At 71.3% G+C, this 16,325-nt stretch carries 16 protein-coding genes; 9 read left to right on the forward strand and 7 right to left on the reverse strand.

Translation table 11 applies throughout. The annotated features are described in order from the left end of the window. The first annotated feature begins 3 nt into the window (after positions 1-3). Positions 4-1,443, forward strand: a complete 1,440-nt coding sequence (locus ACFWCH_RS03385) for an MFS transporter (RefSeq protein ID WP_136030769.1) — start codon at positions 4-6, stop codon at positions 1,441-1,443. A gap of 299 nt (positions 1,444-1,742) precedes the next feature. On the opposite strand, the gene ACFWCH_RS03390 is transcribed toward ACFWCH_RS03385, so the two are convergent. The 4 genes from ACFWCH_RS03390 to ACFWCH_RS03405 all read right to left on the reverse strand — a co-directional run bounded on the left by ACFWCH_RS03390 (position 1,743) and on the right by ACFWCH_RS03405 (position 6,387). Continuing rightward, positions 1,743-2,501, reverse strand: coding sequence for a hypothetical protein (locus ACFWCH_RS03390; protein ID WP_247637878.1), 759 nt, complete (start codon positions 2,499-2,501; stop codon positions 1,743-1,745). A 220-nt stretch (positions 2,502-2,721) separates the two neighbouring features. Beyond that, the gene (locus ACFWCH_RS03395) at positions 2,722-3,687 is read right to left on the reverse strand and encodes a serine hydrolase (protein ID WP_136045959.1); all 966 of its coding nucleotides are present in this window, start codon (positions 3,685-3,687) and stop codon (positions 2,722-2,724) included. Positions 3,688-3,797: 110 nt separating this feature from the next. Further along, a complete protein-coding gene (locus ACFWCH_RS03400) occupies positions 3,798-5,762 on the reverse strand; it encodes a M13 family metallopeptidase (protein WP_136045958.1) in 1,965 nt (654 codons plus the stop codon). Positions 5,763-5,823: 61 nt separating this feature from the next. Further along, on the reverse strand, positions 5,824-6,387 hold the full coding sequence (locus ACFWCH_RS03405) for a DUF1992 domain-containing protein (RefSeq protein WP_378802905.1): 564 nt from the start codon (positions 6,385-6,387) through the stop codon (positions 5,824-5,826). 91 nt (positions 6,388-6,478) lie between these two features. On the opposite strand from ACFWCH_RS03405, the gene ACFWCH_RS03410 reads away from it, so the two are divergent. After that, a complete protein-coding gene (locus tag ACFWCH_RS03410) occupies positions 6,479-7,801 on the forward strand; it encodes an MATE family efflux transporter (RefSeq protein ID WP_378802906.1) in 1,323 nt (440 codons plus the stop codon). Between the two features lie 33 nt (positions 7,802-7,834). Here ACFWCH_RS03410 and ACFWCH_RS03415 read toward each other — a convergent pair whose 3' ends face one another. Continuing rightward, complete coding sequence (locus ACFWCH_RS03415; RefSeq protein ID WP_136030783.1) at positions 7,835-8,527, reverse strand: RNA methyltransferase; 693 nt, start codon at positions 8,525-8,527, stop codon at positions 7,835-7,837. Between the two features lie 96 nt (positions 8,528-8,623). On the opposite strand from ACFWCH_RS03415, the gene ACFWCH_RS03420 reads away from it, so the two are divergent. Both ACFWCH_RS03420 and ACFWCH_RS03425 read left to right on the forward strand, forming a co-directional pair. After that, complete coding sequence (locus ACFWCH_RS03420; protein WP_378802907.1) at positions 8,624-9,922, forward strand: Nramp family divalent metal transporter; 1,299 nt, start codon at positions 8,624-8,626, stop codon at positions 9,920-9,922. A gap of 20 nt (positions 9,923-9,942) precedes the next feature. Then, positions 9,943-10,245 carry a hypothetical protein gene (locus tag ACFWCH_RS03425; protein WP_136030785.1) on the forward strand — a complete coding sequence of 101 codons (303 nt, stop codon included), beginning with the start codon at positions 9,943-9,945 and terminating at the stop codon, positions 10,243-10,245. Position 10,246: 1 nt separating this feature from the next. Here ACFWCH_RS03425 and ACFWCH_RS03430 read toward each other — a convergent pair whose 3' ends face one another. Together ACFWCH_RS03430 and ACFWCH_RS03435 are read right to left on the reverse strand one after the other, a co-directional pair. Then, positions 10,247-11,692, reverse strand: a complete 1,446-nt coding sequence (locus tag ACFWCH_RS03430) for a Na+/H+ antiporter NhaC family protein (RefSeq protein WP_136030787.1) — start codon at positions 11,690-11,692, stop codon at positions 10,247-10,249. A 50-nt stretch (positions 11,693-11,742) separates the two neighbouring features. Beyond that, positions 11,743-13,356: an amidohydrolase gene (locus ACFWCH_RS03435; RefSeq protein ID WP_378802908.1), complete on the reverse strand. Its 1,614-nt coding sequence runs from the start codon at positions 13,354-13,356 to the stop codon at positions 11,743-11,745. Between the two features lie 69 nt (positions 13,357-13,425). Between ACFWCH_RS03435 and ACFWCH_RS03440 the strand changes: the two genes are divergently transcribed. From ACFWCH_RS03440 to ACFWCH_RS03460, 5 genes are read left to right on the forward strand one after another with little or no spacing between them, the layout of a single operon-like run. Further along, entirely contained in the window at positions 13,426-14,097 is a 672-nt protein-coding gene (locus ACFWCH_RS03440; RefSeq protein WP_378802909.1) for a TetR/AcrR family transcriptional regulator, read from the forward strand. Between the two features lie 9 nt (positions 14,098-14,106). Next, the gene (locus ACFWCH_RS03445) at positions 14,107-14,739 is read left to right on the forward strand and encodes a metal-dependent transcriptional regulator (protein ID WP_136044663.1); all 633 of its coding nucleotides are present in this window, start codon (positions 14,107-14,109) and stop codon (positions 14,737-14,739) included. A gap of 36 nt (positions 14,740-14,775) precedes the next feature. Further along, positions 14,776-15,585, forward strand: coding sequence for an HAD-IIA family hydrolase (locus tag ACFWCH_RS03450; RefSeq protein ID WP_136036235.1), 810 nt, complete (start codon positions 14,776-14,778; stop codon positions 15,583-15,585). 1 nt (position 15,586) lies between these two features. Beyond that, positions 15,587-16,156: a YdeI family protein gene (locus ACFWCH_RS03455; protein WP_136044664.1), complete on the forward strand. Its 570-nt coding sequence runs from the start codon at positions 15,587-15,589 to the stop codon at positions 16,154-16,156. Further along, positions 16,153-16,317: a hypothetical protein gene (locus tag ACFWCH_RS03460; protein WP_378802910.1), complete on the forward strand. Its 165-nt coding sequence runs from the start codon at positions 16,153-16,155 to the stop codon at positions 16,315-16,317. The genes ACFWCH_RS03455 and ACFWCH_RS03460 overlap by 4 nt, the downstream gene beginning before the upstream one ends. Positions 16,318-16,325: the final 8 nt, after the last annotated feature.

The raw sequence follows: 16,325 nt of genomic DNA on the forward strand, positions 1-16,325 counted from the left end.
CCGGTGGGTGCGAGCGACGACAGAGCCAGGAAGCGCCTCTCCCGCACCCCGCCCCGGTGGGCGATCATCGCGGTGCTGGCCTTCGCGGGCCTGTGTTCGTCGTTCATGTTCACGCTCGTCGTGCCGCTGCAGGCCGAGCTGCCGCAGCTGCTGAACGCCTCGCGCGAAGACACCACGTGGGTCGTCACGATCACGCTGCTCGTCGCCGCCGTCGCCACCCCGATCTCGGGCCGCCTCGGCGACATGTACGGCAAGCGCCGCGTGGTCATCGTGCTGCTCGCGATCCTGATCCTCGGCTCCGTGATCGCCGCCGTGTCCGGCTCGATCGTCGGCGTGATCATCGGCCGCGCCCTGCAGGGTGCCGTGACGGGCGTGGTGCCGCTGGGCATCGCGATCATGCGCGACGTGCTCCCGCCCGAGCGCCTGGGCACCGCGGTCGCCCTCATGAGCGCGACCATGGGCGTGGGCGGCGCGATCGGCATGCCCGTGGCTGCCCTGCTCGCCGAGAATGCTGACTGGCACATGCTCTTCTGGCTCGCCGCAGCGCTCGGCGTCGCCGGACTCGCGCTCGTGCTCGCGGTCGTGCCGGAAGACGTGCTCCGCTCCCCCGGTCGGCTCGACGTGCTCGGCGCCGTCGGCCTCGCGATCGGCCTCACCGGGCTGCTGCTCTTCGTGTCGCGCGGCGCCGAGTGGGGCTGGACGTCGCCCGTGACCCTCGCGTGCGTGATCGGCGGCGTCGCCGTGCTGCTGGTGTGGGGCTGGTACCAGCTCAGGACGAGGGATCCGCTGCTCGACCTGCGCGTGGCCGCGCGGCCCGCCGTGCTGTTCACCAACATCGCCGCGATCGGGATGGGCTTCGCCCTGTTCGCGTCGAACGTCACGTTCCCGCAGATGCTGGAGATGCCGGTGGTCGGCGGCGGCTTCGGGCTCGACATGGTCGCGGCCTCGCTCGTGATCATGCCGGCCGGCCTGGTGATGATGGTGATCTCCCCGCTGTCCGGCTGGCTGGAGCGCACCGTCGGACCGCGCCCCCTGTTCACCGTGGGCGCGATCGCGATCGTGCTCGCCTACGTGTTCGTGCTGCTGTGGTCCACGGCCGTGTGGCACGTGTTCGTCGCGAACATCTTCATCGGCATCGGCATCGGCTTCACGTTCGCCGCGATGCCGATGATCATCATGCGCTCGGTGCCGGCGAACGAGACCGGCGCCTCGAACGGGCTCAACGCGCTGTTCCGCTCGGTGGGCACCTCGACCGCCTCGGCCGTGATGGGCGGCGTCCTCGCCGCCATGAGCATCGACGTCGACGGGGTGGCCGTCCCTACGCGCAGCGCGTTCGAGGTGTGCTTCTGGCTCGCGATCGCGGCCGGGGTGCTCGCGGTCGTGCTGTCGCTGTTCATCCCGCGGCGCCGCGCCGCCGAGCAGCATCCGTCGCTGCCCGAGTGACGCCCTCGGCGCGACGCGTCAGTGGGTGTACTCCATGAGCTCGACGCCCAGCACGCGGAACGCGTCGTGCGCGAGCCTCTCCAGTCTGTGCGCTGCGGGCGGGCCGGATCAATGGCGAATGCGACCCGATTGAGACCAGAGGACGTAGGTCACAACCCAGAATCCGGCATCGATTGCGAGCACGGACAGCAACTCGATCGATGCAGCCCAGAGCCCTACCGCAACGAAGAATCCCTGAAGGACGACGATCGGTGCGATGACAAGTGTCGCGAACAGCGCCGGCCTCATTCGTCTCCGTTTCATCGCTGGCAACTGAATCCAGTCGGCCCGACCAGCGGATAGATCCTCATCTGTCGGTTGTACGGGCATACCCCATTGGCGACGATGATTCCCACGATCATTGCGATCACAGCGGCACCGACGCCGCAACCGACACCGGCGGTGGTCGGCGCGAGCAGCGCACAGATCGCTGCGACCAACGCACCAGATGCGCCGGTCACCATTGCCTGTTGCTCGGCATTCGTGAGCTGAATGTACGGCCAGGGGTCAGCACCGCCAACCACCGCCGCCCTCATGAGGCCGCGGACCGCACTTCCCGCGGCCAGAGCCGTCGGAAAGACGATGGTCATCCCGGGCGCGAGCTCATAGGTGGAGACGACGCCATTGCGATCGATCTCCACCGACGAGGGTGCGTTCGTTTCTCGGAGTCCGTCGCGCAACTCTGCAAATGCCTCACTCAGTTCGGCGGGGCTTGCGCCAGCCTCTCCCAGAGACACAACCGCGAGGAACGCCTGCCCTTCGTCGCTGTTCAAGACCTCGCTCGGCACTGCAGCGAGATCAAACCGGTGCGCGTCGTGGTCGTAGGCGGCCACGAGTTGATTGATCCGCGATACAAGCGCATTGATCGATGCGTCCCCGCCCACCGCTCCTGCGGGAGGGGCACCTGCGACGCTACCGCTCGTTTTCGGCGTCGCCGCCACGTCTTCTCGCGCGCTGGCGGGCGACACCGTCGCGAGTGCCGTGCAAAGTACGACGGCAGCGCCGAGGAACATCTGCAAACCCCGCCTCATTGGTCGACCTTCCCGCTCGATCCCGGGACCCCGAAATCCGTTGAGCGCATGCTGATCTCCTTGAACTCTTCGGGCGTACCCGCATCGAGTTTGGACGAAGGGTGAGCGCAGTGGACCTGTAGAGTGTTACACGTCATGCGTCACATGTCTGTCCACCTTTCGGAGGACATGAGTGGCTGGTTCGTCGAGAGCTGCCCTGCCGGTCGCCTCAGTGGGTGTACTCCATGAGCTCGACGCCCAGCACGCGGAACGCGTCGTGCGCACGCAGGCGGTGCGTGATCGACAGGTCGTCGAAGCACACGATGAGCGCGTAGCCGACGCCCGCGCGCGGTCCCGCCAGCACGCCCGCCTCGGCGCGGACACCGCGGTCGCGGCCGGTCTTGTTCACGAACAGCAGCCCGTGCGCGTCGTGGTCGTGCGCGAACGGGTCGAGCCCGGTCGCGGAGGCCACCAGACTCAGGTCCTGGTTGAGGCTCAGCCACTCGGCCACCTGCGCGCTCACCGCGGCGTCGACCACCTGGGAGTTGACGAGCGCGGAGAACAGCCCGGCGAACTCGCGCGCCGACCCCACCGCCACCTGCGGCGCGTCGTCGGGGCCACGGCGGTCGCGGAACCGGTCGAGCAGCGCGGTGCGGCGCAGGCCGAGCCCCTCGATGCGCTCGCGCACCCGGTCGTGCCCGACCTTCTCCAACAGGATGTTGACCGCGATGGGGTCGCCCGCGGTCGCGGCCAGCACCGCCAGATCTTCCAGCGGCAGCGCGGGAGCCCGCAGGTGCCGCCACAACCCGGACGACTCGACCGCGTCGACGCTCGCGCGCTCCACGATCTCGAGCGGGTCGAGCGCTCCGGACTCGAACGCCGCCGCGACCTCGATCAGCAGCGGGACGACCCCGAGGCCGCCGACGGGCATGGTGACGTGGTCGTCGCCCGCCAGGACATGCACGTGCGAGTCGAGGTCGACCACGTGCACCGACACCTGGGCGCCCGCATCGGCCAGGCCCTCGAGAGCCTTGAGCGTGGCCGTGAACGATCGGCGGCCGAGGGCGGCCCGACGGGGCAGACGACGGCTCGTGCGCTGCTGCGAACGGCGCCCGCTCGATGACGCGGACGCGCCTCCCATCGACTCGGGGACCGGGGAGTTCCGGAACCCGTCGCCAGGCTCGAGTGCGGCCACGCGTGATCCTTCGGGAGGGGGCTGATCGGCATGCCAAGGGAGTCGCTCCCCAGCGGCAGGGCTATCGTAACCCCACCGCCGGGGGACACCTCACAGCCTGAGGAGAATGGTCACCAGATGGTCACCCGCGACGCCTCGGGCAGCCACAGGGCATCGTCCGGCGTCACGTCGAAGGCCTCGTAGAACGCGTCGATGTTGCGCACGATCTGGTTGCAACGGAACTCGTTGGGCGAGTGCGGGTCGATCGTGAGCAGCCGCAGCGTCTCCGCCTCCCGGCTCTTCTGCTGCCAGACCTGCGCCCACGACAGCAGCAGCCGCTGCACGCCCGTGTAGCCGTCGATGACCGGCGCCTCCTGCCCACCCAGCGACAGCTCGTACGCCTGGAGCGCGATGCCCAGACCGCCGAGGTCGCCGATGTTCTCGCCGATCGTGAGGGCGCCGTTCACGTGATGCTCCGCGTCCAGCCCCTCAGGGACGAGCTCGTCGTACTGGGCGATCAGCGCCTTGGTGCGCTCCTCGAACGCGGCGCGGTCGGCGTCGGTCCACCAGTCCTGCAGACGTCCGTCGCCGTCGTAGCGGCTGCCCTGGTCGTCGAACCCGTGACCGATCTCGTGTCCGATGACCGCGCCGATGCCGCCGTAGTTCGCCGCCGCGTCGCGACCCGCGTCGAAGAACGGATACTGCAGGATCGCGGCGGGGAAGACGATCTCGTTCATCGACGGGTTGTAGTACGCGTTGACCATCTGCGGCGGCATGTGCCACTCGGTGCGGTCGATGGGCCTGCCGACCTTGTCGATGTTGCGGTCGTGCTCGAAGGTCGCCGCGCGACGCACGTTGCCGAGCAGATCCTCGCGGTCGATCACGAGGCTGGAGTAGTCGCGCCACACCTCGGGGTGGCCGATCTTGGGCGTGAACGCGTCGAGCTTGGCGAGCGCACGCTGCCGGGTCTCCGCCGTCATCCACTCCAGCGTCTCGATGCTCTGCCGGTACGCCTCGATGAGGTTGCCGACGAGCTCGTCCATCGCGGCCTTCGCCGTCGGCGGGTAGTGCCGCTCGACGTACACCTTGCCGATCGCCTCGCCGAGCGCGCCCTCGGTGACCGAGACGCCGCGCTTCCAGCGCTCCCGGATCGTGGGGACGCCGGTGAGCTCGGTGCCGTAGAACGAGAAGTTCTCCAGCACCAGGTCGTCGGTCAGGTAGGGCGCGGCGGCGTGCACGACCTTGGCGCGCAGCCAGGCCTTCCAGTCGTCGAGGCGCTCGGCGGTGAGCAGCGCACCCAGCCCCTCGAAGAAGCTGGGCTGCGACACGACCACCTCGTCGAACGCGGAGGGGTTCGACGGCGTGACGGCCTCGCGCCACGGTGCGAGGTCGACGCCCGCGAGCTCCTGCAGCTCGTCCCAGGTCTTGAGGTTGTAGGTGGCGACCGCGTCGCGGCTGCGCACGTTGTCCCAGTGGTGGCCCGCGAGCTCGGTCTCCAGGGCGATGGAGCGTTCGGCCTGGTCCGCGGCGTCGGCGATGCCCGCCAGGGACAGCAGGCGCTCGAGGTGGGCGCGGTACGCGGCGCGCGTGTCGGCGAAGGTGTCGAGGCGGAAGTAGCTCTCGTCCGGCAGCGACAGCCCGGCCTGCACGAGCACCGGGATGTAGCGCTCCGGGTCTCCCGGGTCGCCGTCGACGTAGAGGCCGATCACCGCGGCGCGCCCGTCACGGTCGTACGCCCCCACGGTGCGCAGGAAGCCGGGGATGTCGGCGATCGCGTCGATCTCGGCGAGGGTCTCCGCGAGCGGCTCGACCCCGGCGGCCGCGATGCGGTCGGTGTCCATGAAGCTCGCGAACAGGTCGCCGATCTTGCGGGCGAGCGTGCCCTCCTCGGCGTCCTGCGACTCCTCGATGATCGTGCGGACGTCTTTCTCCGCCTGCTCGGCCAGCAGGTGGAAGGAGCCCCAGCGCGCCTTGTCGCCGGGGATCTCGGTGCGGGAGATCCAGGCGCCGTTCACGTGACGGTACAGGTCGTCCTGCGGGCGGATGTCGGGGCTGAACTCGTCGAGGGCGAGGCCCACGGGAAGCGCGTCGGTCATGCGCTCCAGCCTATGACGGGGGTCCCCCACGGTGTCGAGGGCGGACACGCCCCGACACGGATCAGCGCGGCCGTCGCCCGAACAGCCGGCGACGCGGACGCGCGGGGGCGGCCTCTGCCGACGATGCGACCCCGCGGGCGGAGCGGCGCTCGCGCCACGCGGCGACCTCGGCCTCCACGTCCCGCGGCGCCGTGACCACGGGCGGGCCGCCCTGCAGCTGCCGCCTGGCCTCGATCACGCGGCGGTTGAAGTCCTCGAGCACCGCCCGCACGTCGGACTCTCGTCCGAGGAGGTCGAGCTGTCCGTCGAGCTCGCGGTCCTCCGTGCGCAGCAGCAGCGCGGGCGGCCCGAGCCCGGTGAGGTTCTCGGTCTCGATCTTGCGCCGGATCCACCAGTCAGGGTCGTGGTGGGTGCCGAGCCCCTCGATGGGCTTGCCGGCACCGGGGAGGTCGTCGAAGTCGCCGCGGCGGATCGCCACCTGGATCGCGCTCTCGATGAACGCCGCCCGATCCACGGCCGCCGCCGCACCAGGCGTCGAGGAGACGGTCGTCTCGTCGTCGGCACCGTCGCCCTGCGACCGGCGGCGCCCGAGGTACCGCGCCGCCTCGTCTCGGGGATCGGACATGATGCACCTCCGCCGCATCCTGCTCTCCTCCAGCCTACGTGCGGTCCGGGGGCACGGCACGGGTGTCGGCGCGAGGTCATAGGCTCGGAGGATGGCCGCGCGCACCTCCCTCAACCGAGAGATCCTGCGACTGGCGGTTCCGGCACTCGGTGCGCTGATCGCCGAGCCGGCGTTCCTCATCGTCGACGCCGCGCTCGTCGGCCACCTCGGCACCACGCCGCTCGCGGGGCTCGGCATCGCCGGCGCCGTGCTGCAGACCATCGTGGGCCTGATGGTGTTCCTCGCGTACTCGACCACCCCGGCGGTCGCGCGGCGCTTCGGCGCCGGGCAGCCGGGCGAGGCCGTGTCGGTCGGGATCAACGGCATGTGGCTGGCCCTGGGCCTCGGGGCCGTGCTGGCCGTGATCGGTGCGGTGTCGTCACCGTGGCTCGTGTCGCTGTTCGGCGCGAGCGAGGCCGTGGCCGCCCAGGCCGACGAGTACCTGGTGATCTCGATGTGGGGGCTGCCGGCGATGCTCATCGTCTTCGCGGCGACCGGGCTGCTGCGCGGCATGCAGGACACGATGACCCCGCTCTGGATCGCCGGCCTCGGCTTCGGTGCCAACGCGCTGCTCAACTGGCTCTTCATCTACGGCTTCGGCTGGGGCATCGCCGGGTCCGCGGCCGGCACGGTCGCCGCGCAGTGGGGCATGGTCGCCGCGTACGTGCTGGTGGTGCAGCGGCTCGCCTCCCGCCACAGCGCCTCGCTCCGGGCGCAGCGCGACGGCCTGCGCAACACCGCCACCTCGGGCGGATGGCTGTTCCTGCGCACGGTCAGCCTCCGCGTGGCACTGATGGCGACCGTGGCGGTCGCGACCGGGGTCGGCACCGACGAGCTCGCCGGGTGGCAGATCGTGTTCACCATCTTCTCCGCGGCCGCCTTCGCCCTCGACGCCCTGGCCATCGCCGCGCAGGCGCTGATCGGCAAGGAGCTGGGCGCCGGAGACGAGCAGCAGGTGCAGCGCGTCCTCGGCCGGACGGTCGCCTGGGGCGCGTGGTTCGGCGTGGCGGTCGGCGCTGTCATCGCCGCACTGTCGGGCGTGCTCGGGATCGTGTTCACGGGCGACCCGCACGTCGCGGCACTCGTGCAGCCGGCGCTGCTGGTGCTCGCGGTCGCCCAGCCGATCGCCGGTGTCGTGTTCGTGCTCGACGGTGTGCTGATGGGCGCGAACGATGCGCGCTACCTCGCGATCGCGGGCGGCCTGAACCTGGTGCCGTTCCTGCCCGTGCTGTGGATCATCGCGGCGACGGGAGTGGACGGCGCGGCGGGCCTGATCTGGCTCGCGGTGGCCTTCTTCGGCGTATACCTGCTCGCGCGGCTCGGCACGCTCGGCTGGCGGGTGCGGTCGGGACGCTGGCTCTCCGCCGCCGCCTGACCGTCGCGGCGCGGCGGGCCGAACACGCGCGCCTCAGTCCGCGGCGTGGCGGCGACACCACTCGTACATGATCACGGCGGCCGCGGCGCTGGCGTTGATGGAGCGGGTCGAGCCGTACTGCGTGATCTCCACGTGCGCGGAGGCCGCGGCGAGCGCCTCGTCCGAGAGCCCCGGACCCTCCTGCCCGAACAGCAGCACGCACGCACGCGGCAGGTCCGCCCGGTCGACGGGGACGGCGCCCTCGACGTTGTCGACCGCGATCACGGGCAGCCCCTCCGCCGCGGCCCAGGCGGCGAACGACGCCACGTCCTCGTGATGCACGACGTGCTGGTAGCGGTCGGTGACCATGGCGCCGCGCTTGTTCCAGCGGCGGCGCCCGATGATGTGCACGGTGTCGGCGAGGAACGCGTTGGCGCTGCGCACGATCGAACCGATGTTCATGTCGTGCTGCCAGTTCTCGATCGCGACGTGGAACGGGTGCCGCCGCGTGTCCAGGTCGGCCACGATCCGCTCCATCCGCCAGTAGCGGTAGCGGTCGATCACGTTGCGGGTGTCGCCGTTGGCGAGCAGCTCCGGGTCGTACTGCTCCCCTTCGGGCCAGGCGTCCCGTCCTCCCGGCCACGGGCCGACGCCGTAGCCGGGCTGGGCGAGGGACCCGCCCGCGCCGTCCGGGACCGGGGCCGCGGAGTCGTCCGTCGCCGGGCTCTCGGGCGTGCGTGCATCCATCCCGCCAGGCTATCGCCGCCCCACTGCCGCCTGTCTCGGCGGAGCGATCGTCGTCACCGAGGTGGCCCAGATCCGGATATTTAGGCAAGCCGAAAAATGCGCTACGGTTTCGGTGTGCCGAAAAATCTCGTCGCCCCCGTGACACCGTCCGCCGCCACCGCCCCGCGCAGCCTGTGGCTGCTCGGCCCCGCCCTCGTGGCCGGTGTCGCGTATCTCGACCCGGGCAACGTCGCCAGCAACATGACCGCCGGCGCGCAATACGGCTACCTCCTGGTGTGGGTGGTCATCGCGGGAAACGTCATGGCCTGGCTCATCCAGTACCTCTCCGCCAAGCTCGGCGTGGTCACGGGGCAGAGCCTGCCGGAGGTGCTCGGTGCACGCCTGAAGCGCCCATGGGCGCGACGCGCGTACTGGCTCCAGGCCGAACTGGTGGCCATGGCGACCGACCTCGCCGAGGTGATCGGCGGCGCCGTCGCACTGTACCTGCTGTTCGACGTGCCGCTGCTCCTCGGCGGCCTGATCACCGGGGCCGTGTCGATGATCCTGCTCACCGTGCAGAGCCGCCGCGGCGCCCGCCCCTTCGAGTTCGTGATCATCGGACTGATGCTCGTCATCACGGTCGGCTTCCTGGCCGGCCTGTTCCTCGCCCCGCCCGACCCCGCGGGTGTCATCGGCGGACTCGTGCCCCGCTTCGAGGGCACCGGGTCGGTGCTGCTCGCGGCCTCCATCCTCGGCGCCACGATCATGCCGCACGCGATCTATGCGCACTCCTCGCTCGCCCGCGACCGCTTCGGGAGCGCGGGTCTGCCCCACGAGGAGGCCACGCGGACCGAGGCCTCCCGCATCCGCCGCCTGCTCACCGCCACGCGCTGGGACGTGTCGATCGCGATGGTCATCGCAGGGTCGGTCAACCTCGGCATCCTCCTGCTGGCCGCGGCGAACCTCGCCGGGGTCGAGGGCACCGACTCCCTGGAGGGCGCGCACGCCGCCCTGGCCGCCGGTCTCGGCCCGGTCGTCGCCACGTTCTTCGCGGTGGGGTTGCTCGCGTCCGGCCTGGCGTCCACCTCGGTCGGCGCCTACGCGGGCGCCGAGATCATGCACGGGCTGCTGCACGTGCGCATCCCGCTGCTCGCACGGCGGCTGGTGACCCTGATCCCCGCCCTCGCGATCCTCGGCCTCGGCGTCGACCCCACTCTCGCGCTCGTGCTGAGCCAGGTCGTGCTGTCGTTCGGCATCCCGTTCGCGCTCATCCCGCTGGTGGCGCTGACCGCGCAGCGGCGCACGCTCGGGGTGTGGGCCAACCGCGCGTGGACCACCATCGCCGGGGTCGTCGCCTCGGTGCTGCTCATCGCCCTCAACGCCGCGCTGCTCTGGCTGGTCCTGACGGGGGCATGAGCCCGGATAGGCTCGACACCATGCCCGCCGAGAACGCCCGCCGCACCGTCCGCATCCTCACCTGGATCGGAATCGCGACCGGGGTGATCGGGGCCGTGCTGATCGCGTTCCCGAAGGTCGTCGGCCCGCTCGGACCGTGGCTGCAGCTCGCCCTCGGCATCGCCACGCTCGTGCTCGCCTTCCGCGCGCGCAAGGTCGGGATCGCCGAGGTGGAGGGCTTCGACGGGCGCCTGTCGCTCGCCGCCGCCCTCCTCGGCTTCCTCGTGGTGTTCTTCGCGGGGCAGGTCGCGTTCGGCCTGCTGGTCGCCGTCGCGAATCCGTGACTCAGGCCGCGACGAACCCCGTCACCAGATAGAGCACGAGCGAGAGCCCGGCCGCGATCCCCGCGTAGGGCAGGATCGCCAGCATGAGGTTGATCGGCTTGATGCCGATCGAACGCGAGGCCAGGATGATGCCGTCGCCGTACAGGCACGTGGTGCTGCCGAGCGCGGCGCCCGAGAACACCGCGGCACCGGCCAGGATCGGGTCGGCACCGAGAGCGAGCGCCAGCGGCAGCACGACCGGGGTGATGACGGCCGCGAGGTCCCAGAACGACCCGGTCGCGTAGGCGTAGACGCCGCACACGGCGAACACGATCGCCGGCAGCAGGGCGGGGGTGAGCACGGGCTCGGTCACCTGGATCACGAACTCGGCGAGCTGCAGGGCGATGTTCATCTCCTGCACCATGAACGCGAGCACGGTGAGCACCATCACGAAGAGCATGCTCTCGATGCCCTCGAGCGCCGCGTCCAGCACGCCGCGCACCGAGAGCCGACGCTGCACGAGCACCAGCACGACCGTGACCGCGAGGGCCGCCGCGGTACCGGCGACCACGTTGGCGTCCGTCGCGATCGTGACGCCGACCAGCACGGCCATCGCGATCAGGAACGACCACGGCTGCGGCTTGCGCGCGGTGTCCGTGGTCGTCTCGAGCGCCACGGCGACGCGCTGCGCGGTCGAACCGTCCGCGTCGTCCGCGCGGAGCTCGGAGAGCAGCGCCGCGCCCTCGGCCCGGCGTTCGGCGTCTGTCGTGCCGAGCGGGAAGACGTCGCCGTCGCGCTCGGCGCGCAGCGCGTCCTTCTTGATCAGGCCGAGCTTCGGCAGCCAGCCGATGCTCATCAGCAGCGCCACCGCGATGGCCGCCCAGCCGAAGAAGATGAACGGGATGGACTGCAGGTAGGCCCCGAAGCCGCTGCCGCCGACGGTGACCCCCTGCGCCTCGAACAGGCCCGAGAAGAACAGTGCCCACGTCGACACGGGGACGAGCACGGCGATCGGGGCAGCGGTCATCTTCATGATCGCGCCGAGCTGGGTGCGCGGAACCCGGTAGCGGTCGGTCACCTGCTTCATCGACGTGCCGGTGGTGAGCACGTTGAGGTAGTCGTCGACGAACAGCACGATCGAGAGCAGGAACGTGAGCAGGGTCGACTTCCGCCGCGAGGTCACGAACCGCTCGACCCAGCGGGCGAAGTCGGTGACGATGCCCGACTTCTCGAACAGCATCATCAGGATGCCGAACAGGGCGACGATCAGCAGCAGCCACTGCGCCGTCTCGTTCGACAGGGCCTTGCCGGTGTACTCGACCCAGACGTCGAAGCCGCCCCAGCCGCCGAGGATCAGAGCTCCGGCGACGGTGCCGCAGAGGAGCGCGAAGAGGGTGCGGCGGGTGGCGACGGCGACCACGAGGATCACCGCGATGGGCAGGAGCGCGAGGGCGCCGAATTCGGGCATGGGGTTCACCTCGGTGTGAAAGGAAAGGGAGGGGGTGGTCGAGCCGGGGGTCAGGGCTCGACGCCGCCGACGACCGTCCGCTGTACGGGCAGGTCGGGGAGGTCGTCGGGTGCGACGTGCAGCGGGTTCTCCGCCCACACGGCGTAGTCGGCGCGGTAGCCGGGGGCGATGCGACCGAGGTCGCCGTCGCCCTGCGCCCGCGCAGCGCCCACGGTGTAGCCGTGCAGCGCCTGGTAGGGGGTGAGCACCTGGTGGGGCTCGAACACCGGGGCGTCGCGGTCGCCGGGGCGGCGGCGCAGCATGGCCCACGCGAGGCCGATCCGGGCGTCGTTCTGCGCGATGGGCCAGTCCGACCCGAGGGCGACCGGGGCACCCGCGTCCCAGTAGTCGCGCACGCGCCAGGCCCGGGCGGCCCGGGCGGGGCCGAGGCGCCGCGACCAGTCGTCGGAGGCGTCGGCCTTGCGCCACTGCAGGTGCAGCGGCTGCATCGATGCGGTGATGCCGGCGGCGGCGATGCGGGCGACGTCGCGGTCGGTCGTGGTCTCCAGGTGCTCGATGCGGTGCGGGGCTCCGGTGGCGCAGCGCGCGCCCGCGGCGAGGTAGGCGTCGACGACCTCGCCGACCGCGCGGTCGCCGATCGCGTGGGTCGCGACCTGGAAGCCGGCGTCGGCGTAGCGCCGCACGGTGCGGGCGTAGGCGGCAGCGTCCTTCCAGAAGGGCTCCGTGCCGCCGCCGGCCGTATCGGGTTCGTACAGCCACGCGGTGCCCGTCTCGACGACCCCGTCGGCGTACAGCTTCACGACGCCGCCGCGCCACCGCTCGCCGCGGCGGTCGCGCATCCGCAGGTTCTCCGCCGTGCGGTCGGCGTCGAACCCGGGCTCGTGGTCGATCGCGGACACGATGCGGAGGGGCAGACCCGGGCCGTGCTCGAGACCGTCGAGCAGGTCGAGCGTGGCGAAGCCGCCGTCCATGATGGTGCCGCCCGTGAGGCCGGAGTCCCGCAGTCCGCGCAGCAGCTCGTGGCCCGCCGCGAGGGTCTGCGTGCGGTCGAGGGCGGGGGCGGCGAGGCGCACGGGCTCGTACGCCGCGAGCTCGCGCAGCTCCCCGGTCGGCCGCCCGTCGCCGTCGACGACGATGCACGAGGAGTCGTCGGTCTCGCGGGGCCCGGTGATGCCGGCGCGGCGGAGACCCTCGTGACTGGCGAGCGCGGTGTGCCCGTCGAACACGATGAACAGGGCGGGGAGCCCGCGCACGGCGTCGTCGATCGCATCGGCGGTCATGGGGAGCTCGTGGAAGACGTTGTAGTCGAGGTTCCAGCCGCGCACCCAGGGGTCGCGGTCGTCGCGCAGCGCGCGGTCGGCCTCGGCGCGCAGAGCCGCCAGGAAGCCGGTGCCGGTGGTGATGCCGCCGAGGTCGACCCCGGCGGTGAGCTCGAGCCCCTGCAGCGGGTGGAGGTGGGCGTCGATGAGCCCCGGGGTGACCGCGGCTCCCGCGAGGTCGTGGACGACGGTGCGCGGGCCGCGCAGTTCCCGCACGAGCGCGTCGTCGCCCACCGCGAGGAAGCGGCCGTCGCGCACGGCGAACGCCGAGGCCTCCGGGCGGCGGGGGTCCATGGTCACGACGCGCGCGCCGGTGACGATAGTGTCGGCGTCGAAACCCGTCATGGCGTTCTTCCTCGAGCGAATTGAAAGAGTTTCAATAAAGTAGCAGACACCGAGCAGGAGTGAGCCACGATGACGACATCCCCGCGCAGCGTGGGCCGCCCGTCGACCAGGGTGCTCACCGAGGAGCGGATCCTCACGGCGGCGTTCCGGCTCAGCGCCGAGCGCACACCACGGCAGTTCACGATGACGGCGCTCGCGGAGTCCCTGGGCGTGCGCACCTCGGCGCTCTACCACCACTTCGAGAGCCGCGACGCCGTGATCCGGGCGATGCGCGGGCGGATCAGCCGCGACCTCGCCACCCCCGAGCCCGGGACCCTGCCACTGGAGGACGCGCTCCTCGCGTGGGCGCACAGCTACCGCGACGCCACGATCGCCGCACCCCAGACGATGGTCATGCTCGCCACCTCCCCCATCGACGCCGACGAGGGCTCGTTCGCCGACTACGAGCAGATCGCCCGCCTGCTCGCCGACGACGGCTGGCCCACCGACACCATCGTCGACGCGATCGTCGCCCTGGAGTCCTTCATCATCGGATCCGCCCTCGACGCCCTCGCCCCGGCGGACAACATGTCCCCCGGCGACCTCGCCCCCGCCTACCCGACCTTCGCCGAGGCCGAGCGCGCTCGCGCCCGCCTCAGCTCCGACCCCGCCCGCCGCACGTTCGAGATCGGCGTGCGCGCCCTCATCCACGGCCTCACCGCGTGGGCGCGCGCCGAAAGAGCCTCCGACGCCACCGCGTAGGCTGGACGGGTGGCCTCCCCCGCAGCTGACGACTACCTCAAGACCGTCTACGCCCACACCGAATGGCAGGACGCCCCGATCACCCCGTCGGTGCTGGCGGCCAAGCTCGGCATCGCCCCGTCGTCGGTCACCGAGATGGTGAAGAAGCTCGCCGCCGCGGGGCTCGTGTCGCACGTGCCCTACGGTGCCGTGCGGTTGACCGAGGCCGGGACGACCAGAGCCCTCGCGATGGTGCGGCGCCACCGCCTCATCGAGACCTGGCTCGTGCAGGAGTTCGGCTACGGGTGGGACGAGGTGCACGACGAGGCCGAGGTGCTGGAGCACACCATCAGCGACCGGCTGCTCGAGGGCATCGACGCCCGCCTGGGCCGCCCGCGCTTCGACCCGCACGGCGACGCGATCCCCGACGCCGACGGGCACATCGAGCGGGAGCCGTTCGTGCTGCTCGCCGACGCCGCGGAGGGGCACAGCGGTCGCGTGCTGCGGGTCGACGACCGCGACTCCGACCTGCTGCGGGCTTTGGAGGCGGAGGGGCTCACGGTCGGCAGCACCGTCGAGGTCCTCGCCGACGGCGTGCGCCTGGACGGCGTCGAGCGAGCCCTTCCCGACGGAAGCGCCGGCGTCGTGTGGATCACCGCCTGAGACCTGCCGGAAACACGCGGCCTCTAGGCTGAGCACATGGCACACCGTGACGACATCGAATGCTGGCTCACCGACATGGACGGCGTGCTCGTCCATGAGAACGACGCCATCCCCGGGGCCTCCGAACTGCTCGCCGGGTGGGAGCGCAACGACATCCCCTACCTGGTGCTGACGAACAACTCGATCTTCACCGCCCGCGACCTCTCCGCCCGCCTGCGGCAGAGCGGCCTGGTCGTTCCGGAGGAGCGCATCTGGACCTCGGCGCTCGCGACGGCCGACTTCCTGGCCCAGCAGCTGCCCGGCGGCTCCGCCTTCGTGATCGGCGAGGCCGGCATCCTCACGGCCCTGCACGAGGCGGGCTTCATCATGACCGAGACGAACCCCGACTTCGTGGTGGTCGGCGAGACCCGCAACTACTCGTTCGAGGCGATCACCAAGGCCATCCGTCACATCATCAACGGCTCGCGGTTCATCGTCACCAACCCCGACGCGACGGGGCCGAGCATCGACGGCGTGCTGCCGGCCACCGGCGCGATCGCCGCACTCATCACGAAGGCGACCGGCAAGGAGCCCTACGTGGTCGGCAAGCCCAACCCGATGATGTTCCGCTCGGCGCTGAACAAGATCGGCGCGCACTCCAAGAAGACGGGCATGATCGGCGACCGCATGGACACCGACATCGTCGCCGGCATCGAGGCCGGCCTGCACACCGTGCTCGTGATGACCGGCATCAGCGATCGGCGCAGCATCGAGCAGTACCCGTTCCGGCCCGACGAGATCGTCGACTCCGTCGCCGACCTGCTGCCGACCATCACCGCATCGATCCCCACGCTGGACGAGGACTGAGGTGGGCGCCCTCGACGACGGCGAGCGGATCGCGGCGGCCGACGCCGCGGCCTGGCGCGCCTGGCTCGAGGAGCACCACGAGCGCACCGCGGGCGTGTGGCTGCTGAGCGTGCGCGGCCGCTCCGCCGTCGGCGTCGGCTATGAGGACGCGGTGCGGCAGGCGCTGTGCTTCGGGTGGATCGACGGCCCGGTGCGCAGCTTCGACGACCAGACGAACGGCCAGTGGTTCTCGCCGCGGCGGCCCGGCAGCGGGTGGGCGGCGACGAACAAGGCGCGCATCGCCGAGCTGGAGGCCGCCGGGCTGCTGGCCCCCGCGGGCGTCCGGGCCCTGGAGGTCGCGAAGGCCAACGGCTCGTGGACCCTGCTCGACGGACCGGAGGCGGGCATCGAGCCGCCCGAGCTCACGGCCGCACTCGACGCGGACCCCGCCGCCCGTGAGAACTGGGACGCGTTCCCGAAGTCGGTGAAGAAGTTCGGGCTCACGCACATCGCGATGGCCAAGCGACCGGAGACGAAGGCCGCCCGCATCGCGAAGATCGTGGCGGACGCCGCGGAGGGGAAACGCCCATGACCCAGAACGACCTGCTGTTCCTCGTGCTGATCCTGATCGGGCTCACGTCGCTCACCGTGATCATCGTGCAGTTCGTGCGCTCCCGTCGCGGCCGCGGCTCGGACGACGGTCGTGCCGGCTGGTGGGAAGGCCCCTGGGACGACGACGACCGCAAGCGCTGAGCCCGCGG

It is taken from the genome of Microbacterium sp. NPDC060132 (assembly GCF_042729675.1).
Taxonomy (GTDB): Bacteria; Actinomycetota; Actinomycetes; order Actinomycetales; family Microbacteriaceae; genus Microbacterium; species Microbacterium sufflavum.

What these genes read in the sequence shown, in the direction of transcription:
- ACFWCH_RS03440 (WP_378802909.1), top strand. Translation starts at nt 13,426, where the DNA reads ATGACGACATCCCCGCGCAGCGTGGGCCGCCCGTCGACCAGGGTGCTC.
- ACFWCH_RS03435 (WP_378802908.1), bottom strand. Translation starts at nt 13,356, where the DNA reads ATGACGGGTTTCGACGCCGACACTATCGTCACCGGCGCGCGCGTCGTG.
- ACFWCH_RS03400 (WP_136045958.1), bottom strand. Translation starts at nt 5,762, where the DNA reads ATGACCGACGCGCTTCCCGTGGGCCTCGCCCTCGACGAGTTCAGCCCC.
- ACFWCH_RS03430 (WP_136030787.1), bottom strand. Translation starts at nt 11,692, where the DNA reads ATGCCCGAATTCGGCGCCCTCGCGCTCCTGCCCATCGCGGTGATCCTC.
- ACFWCH_RS03460 (WP_378802910.1), top strand. Translation starts at nt 16,153, where the DNA reads ATGACCCAGAACGACCTGCTGTTCCTCGTGCTGATCCTGATCGGGCTC.
- ACFWCH_RS03415 (WP_136030783.1), bottom strand. Translation starts at nt 8,527, where the DNA reads ATGGATGCACGCACGCCCGAGAGCCCGGCGACGGACGACTCCGCGGCC.
- ACFWCH_RS03405 (WP_378802905.1), bottom strand. Translation starts at nt 6,387, where the DNA reads ATGTCCGATCCCCGAGACGAGGCGGCGCGGTACCTCGGGCGCCGCCGG.
- ACFWCH_RS03410 (WP_378802906.1), top strand. Translation starts at nt 6,479, where the DNA reads ATGGCCGCGCGCACCTCCCTCAACCGAGAGATCCTGCGACTGGCGGTT.
- ACFWCH_RS03425 (WP_136030785.1), top strand. Translation starts at nt 9,943, where the DNA reads ATGCCCGCCGAGAACGCCCGCCGCACCGTCCGCATCCTCACCTGGATC.
- ACFWCH_RS03420 (WP_378802907.1), top strand. Translation starts at nt 8,624, where the DNA reads ATGCGCTACGGTTTCGGTGTGCCGAAAAATCTCGTCGCCCCCGTGACA.
- ACFWCH_RS03450 (WP_136036235.1), top strand. Translation starts at nt 14,776, where the DNA reads ATGGCACACCGTGACGACATCGAATGCTGGCTCACCGACATGGACGGC.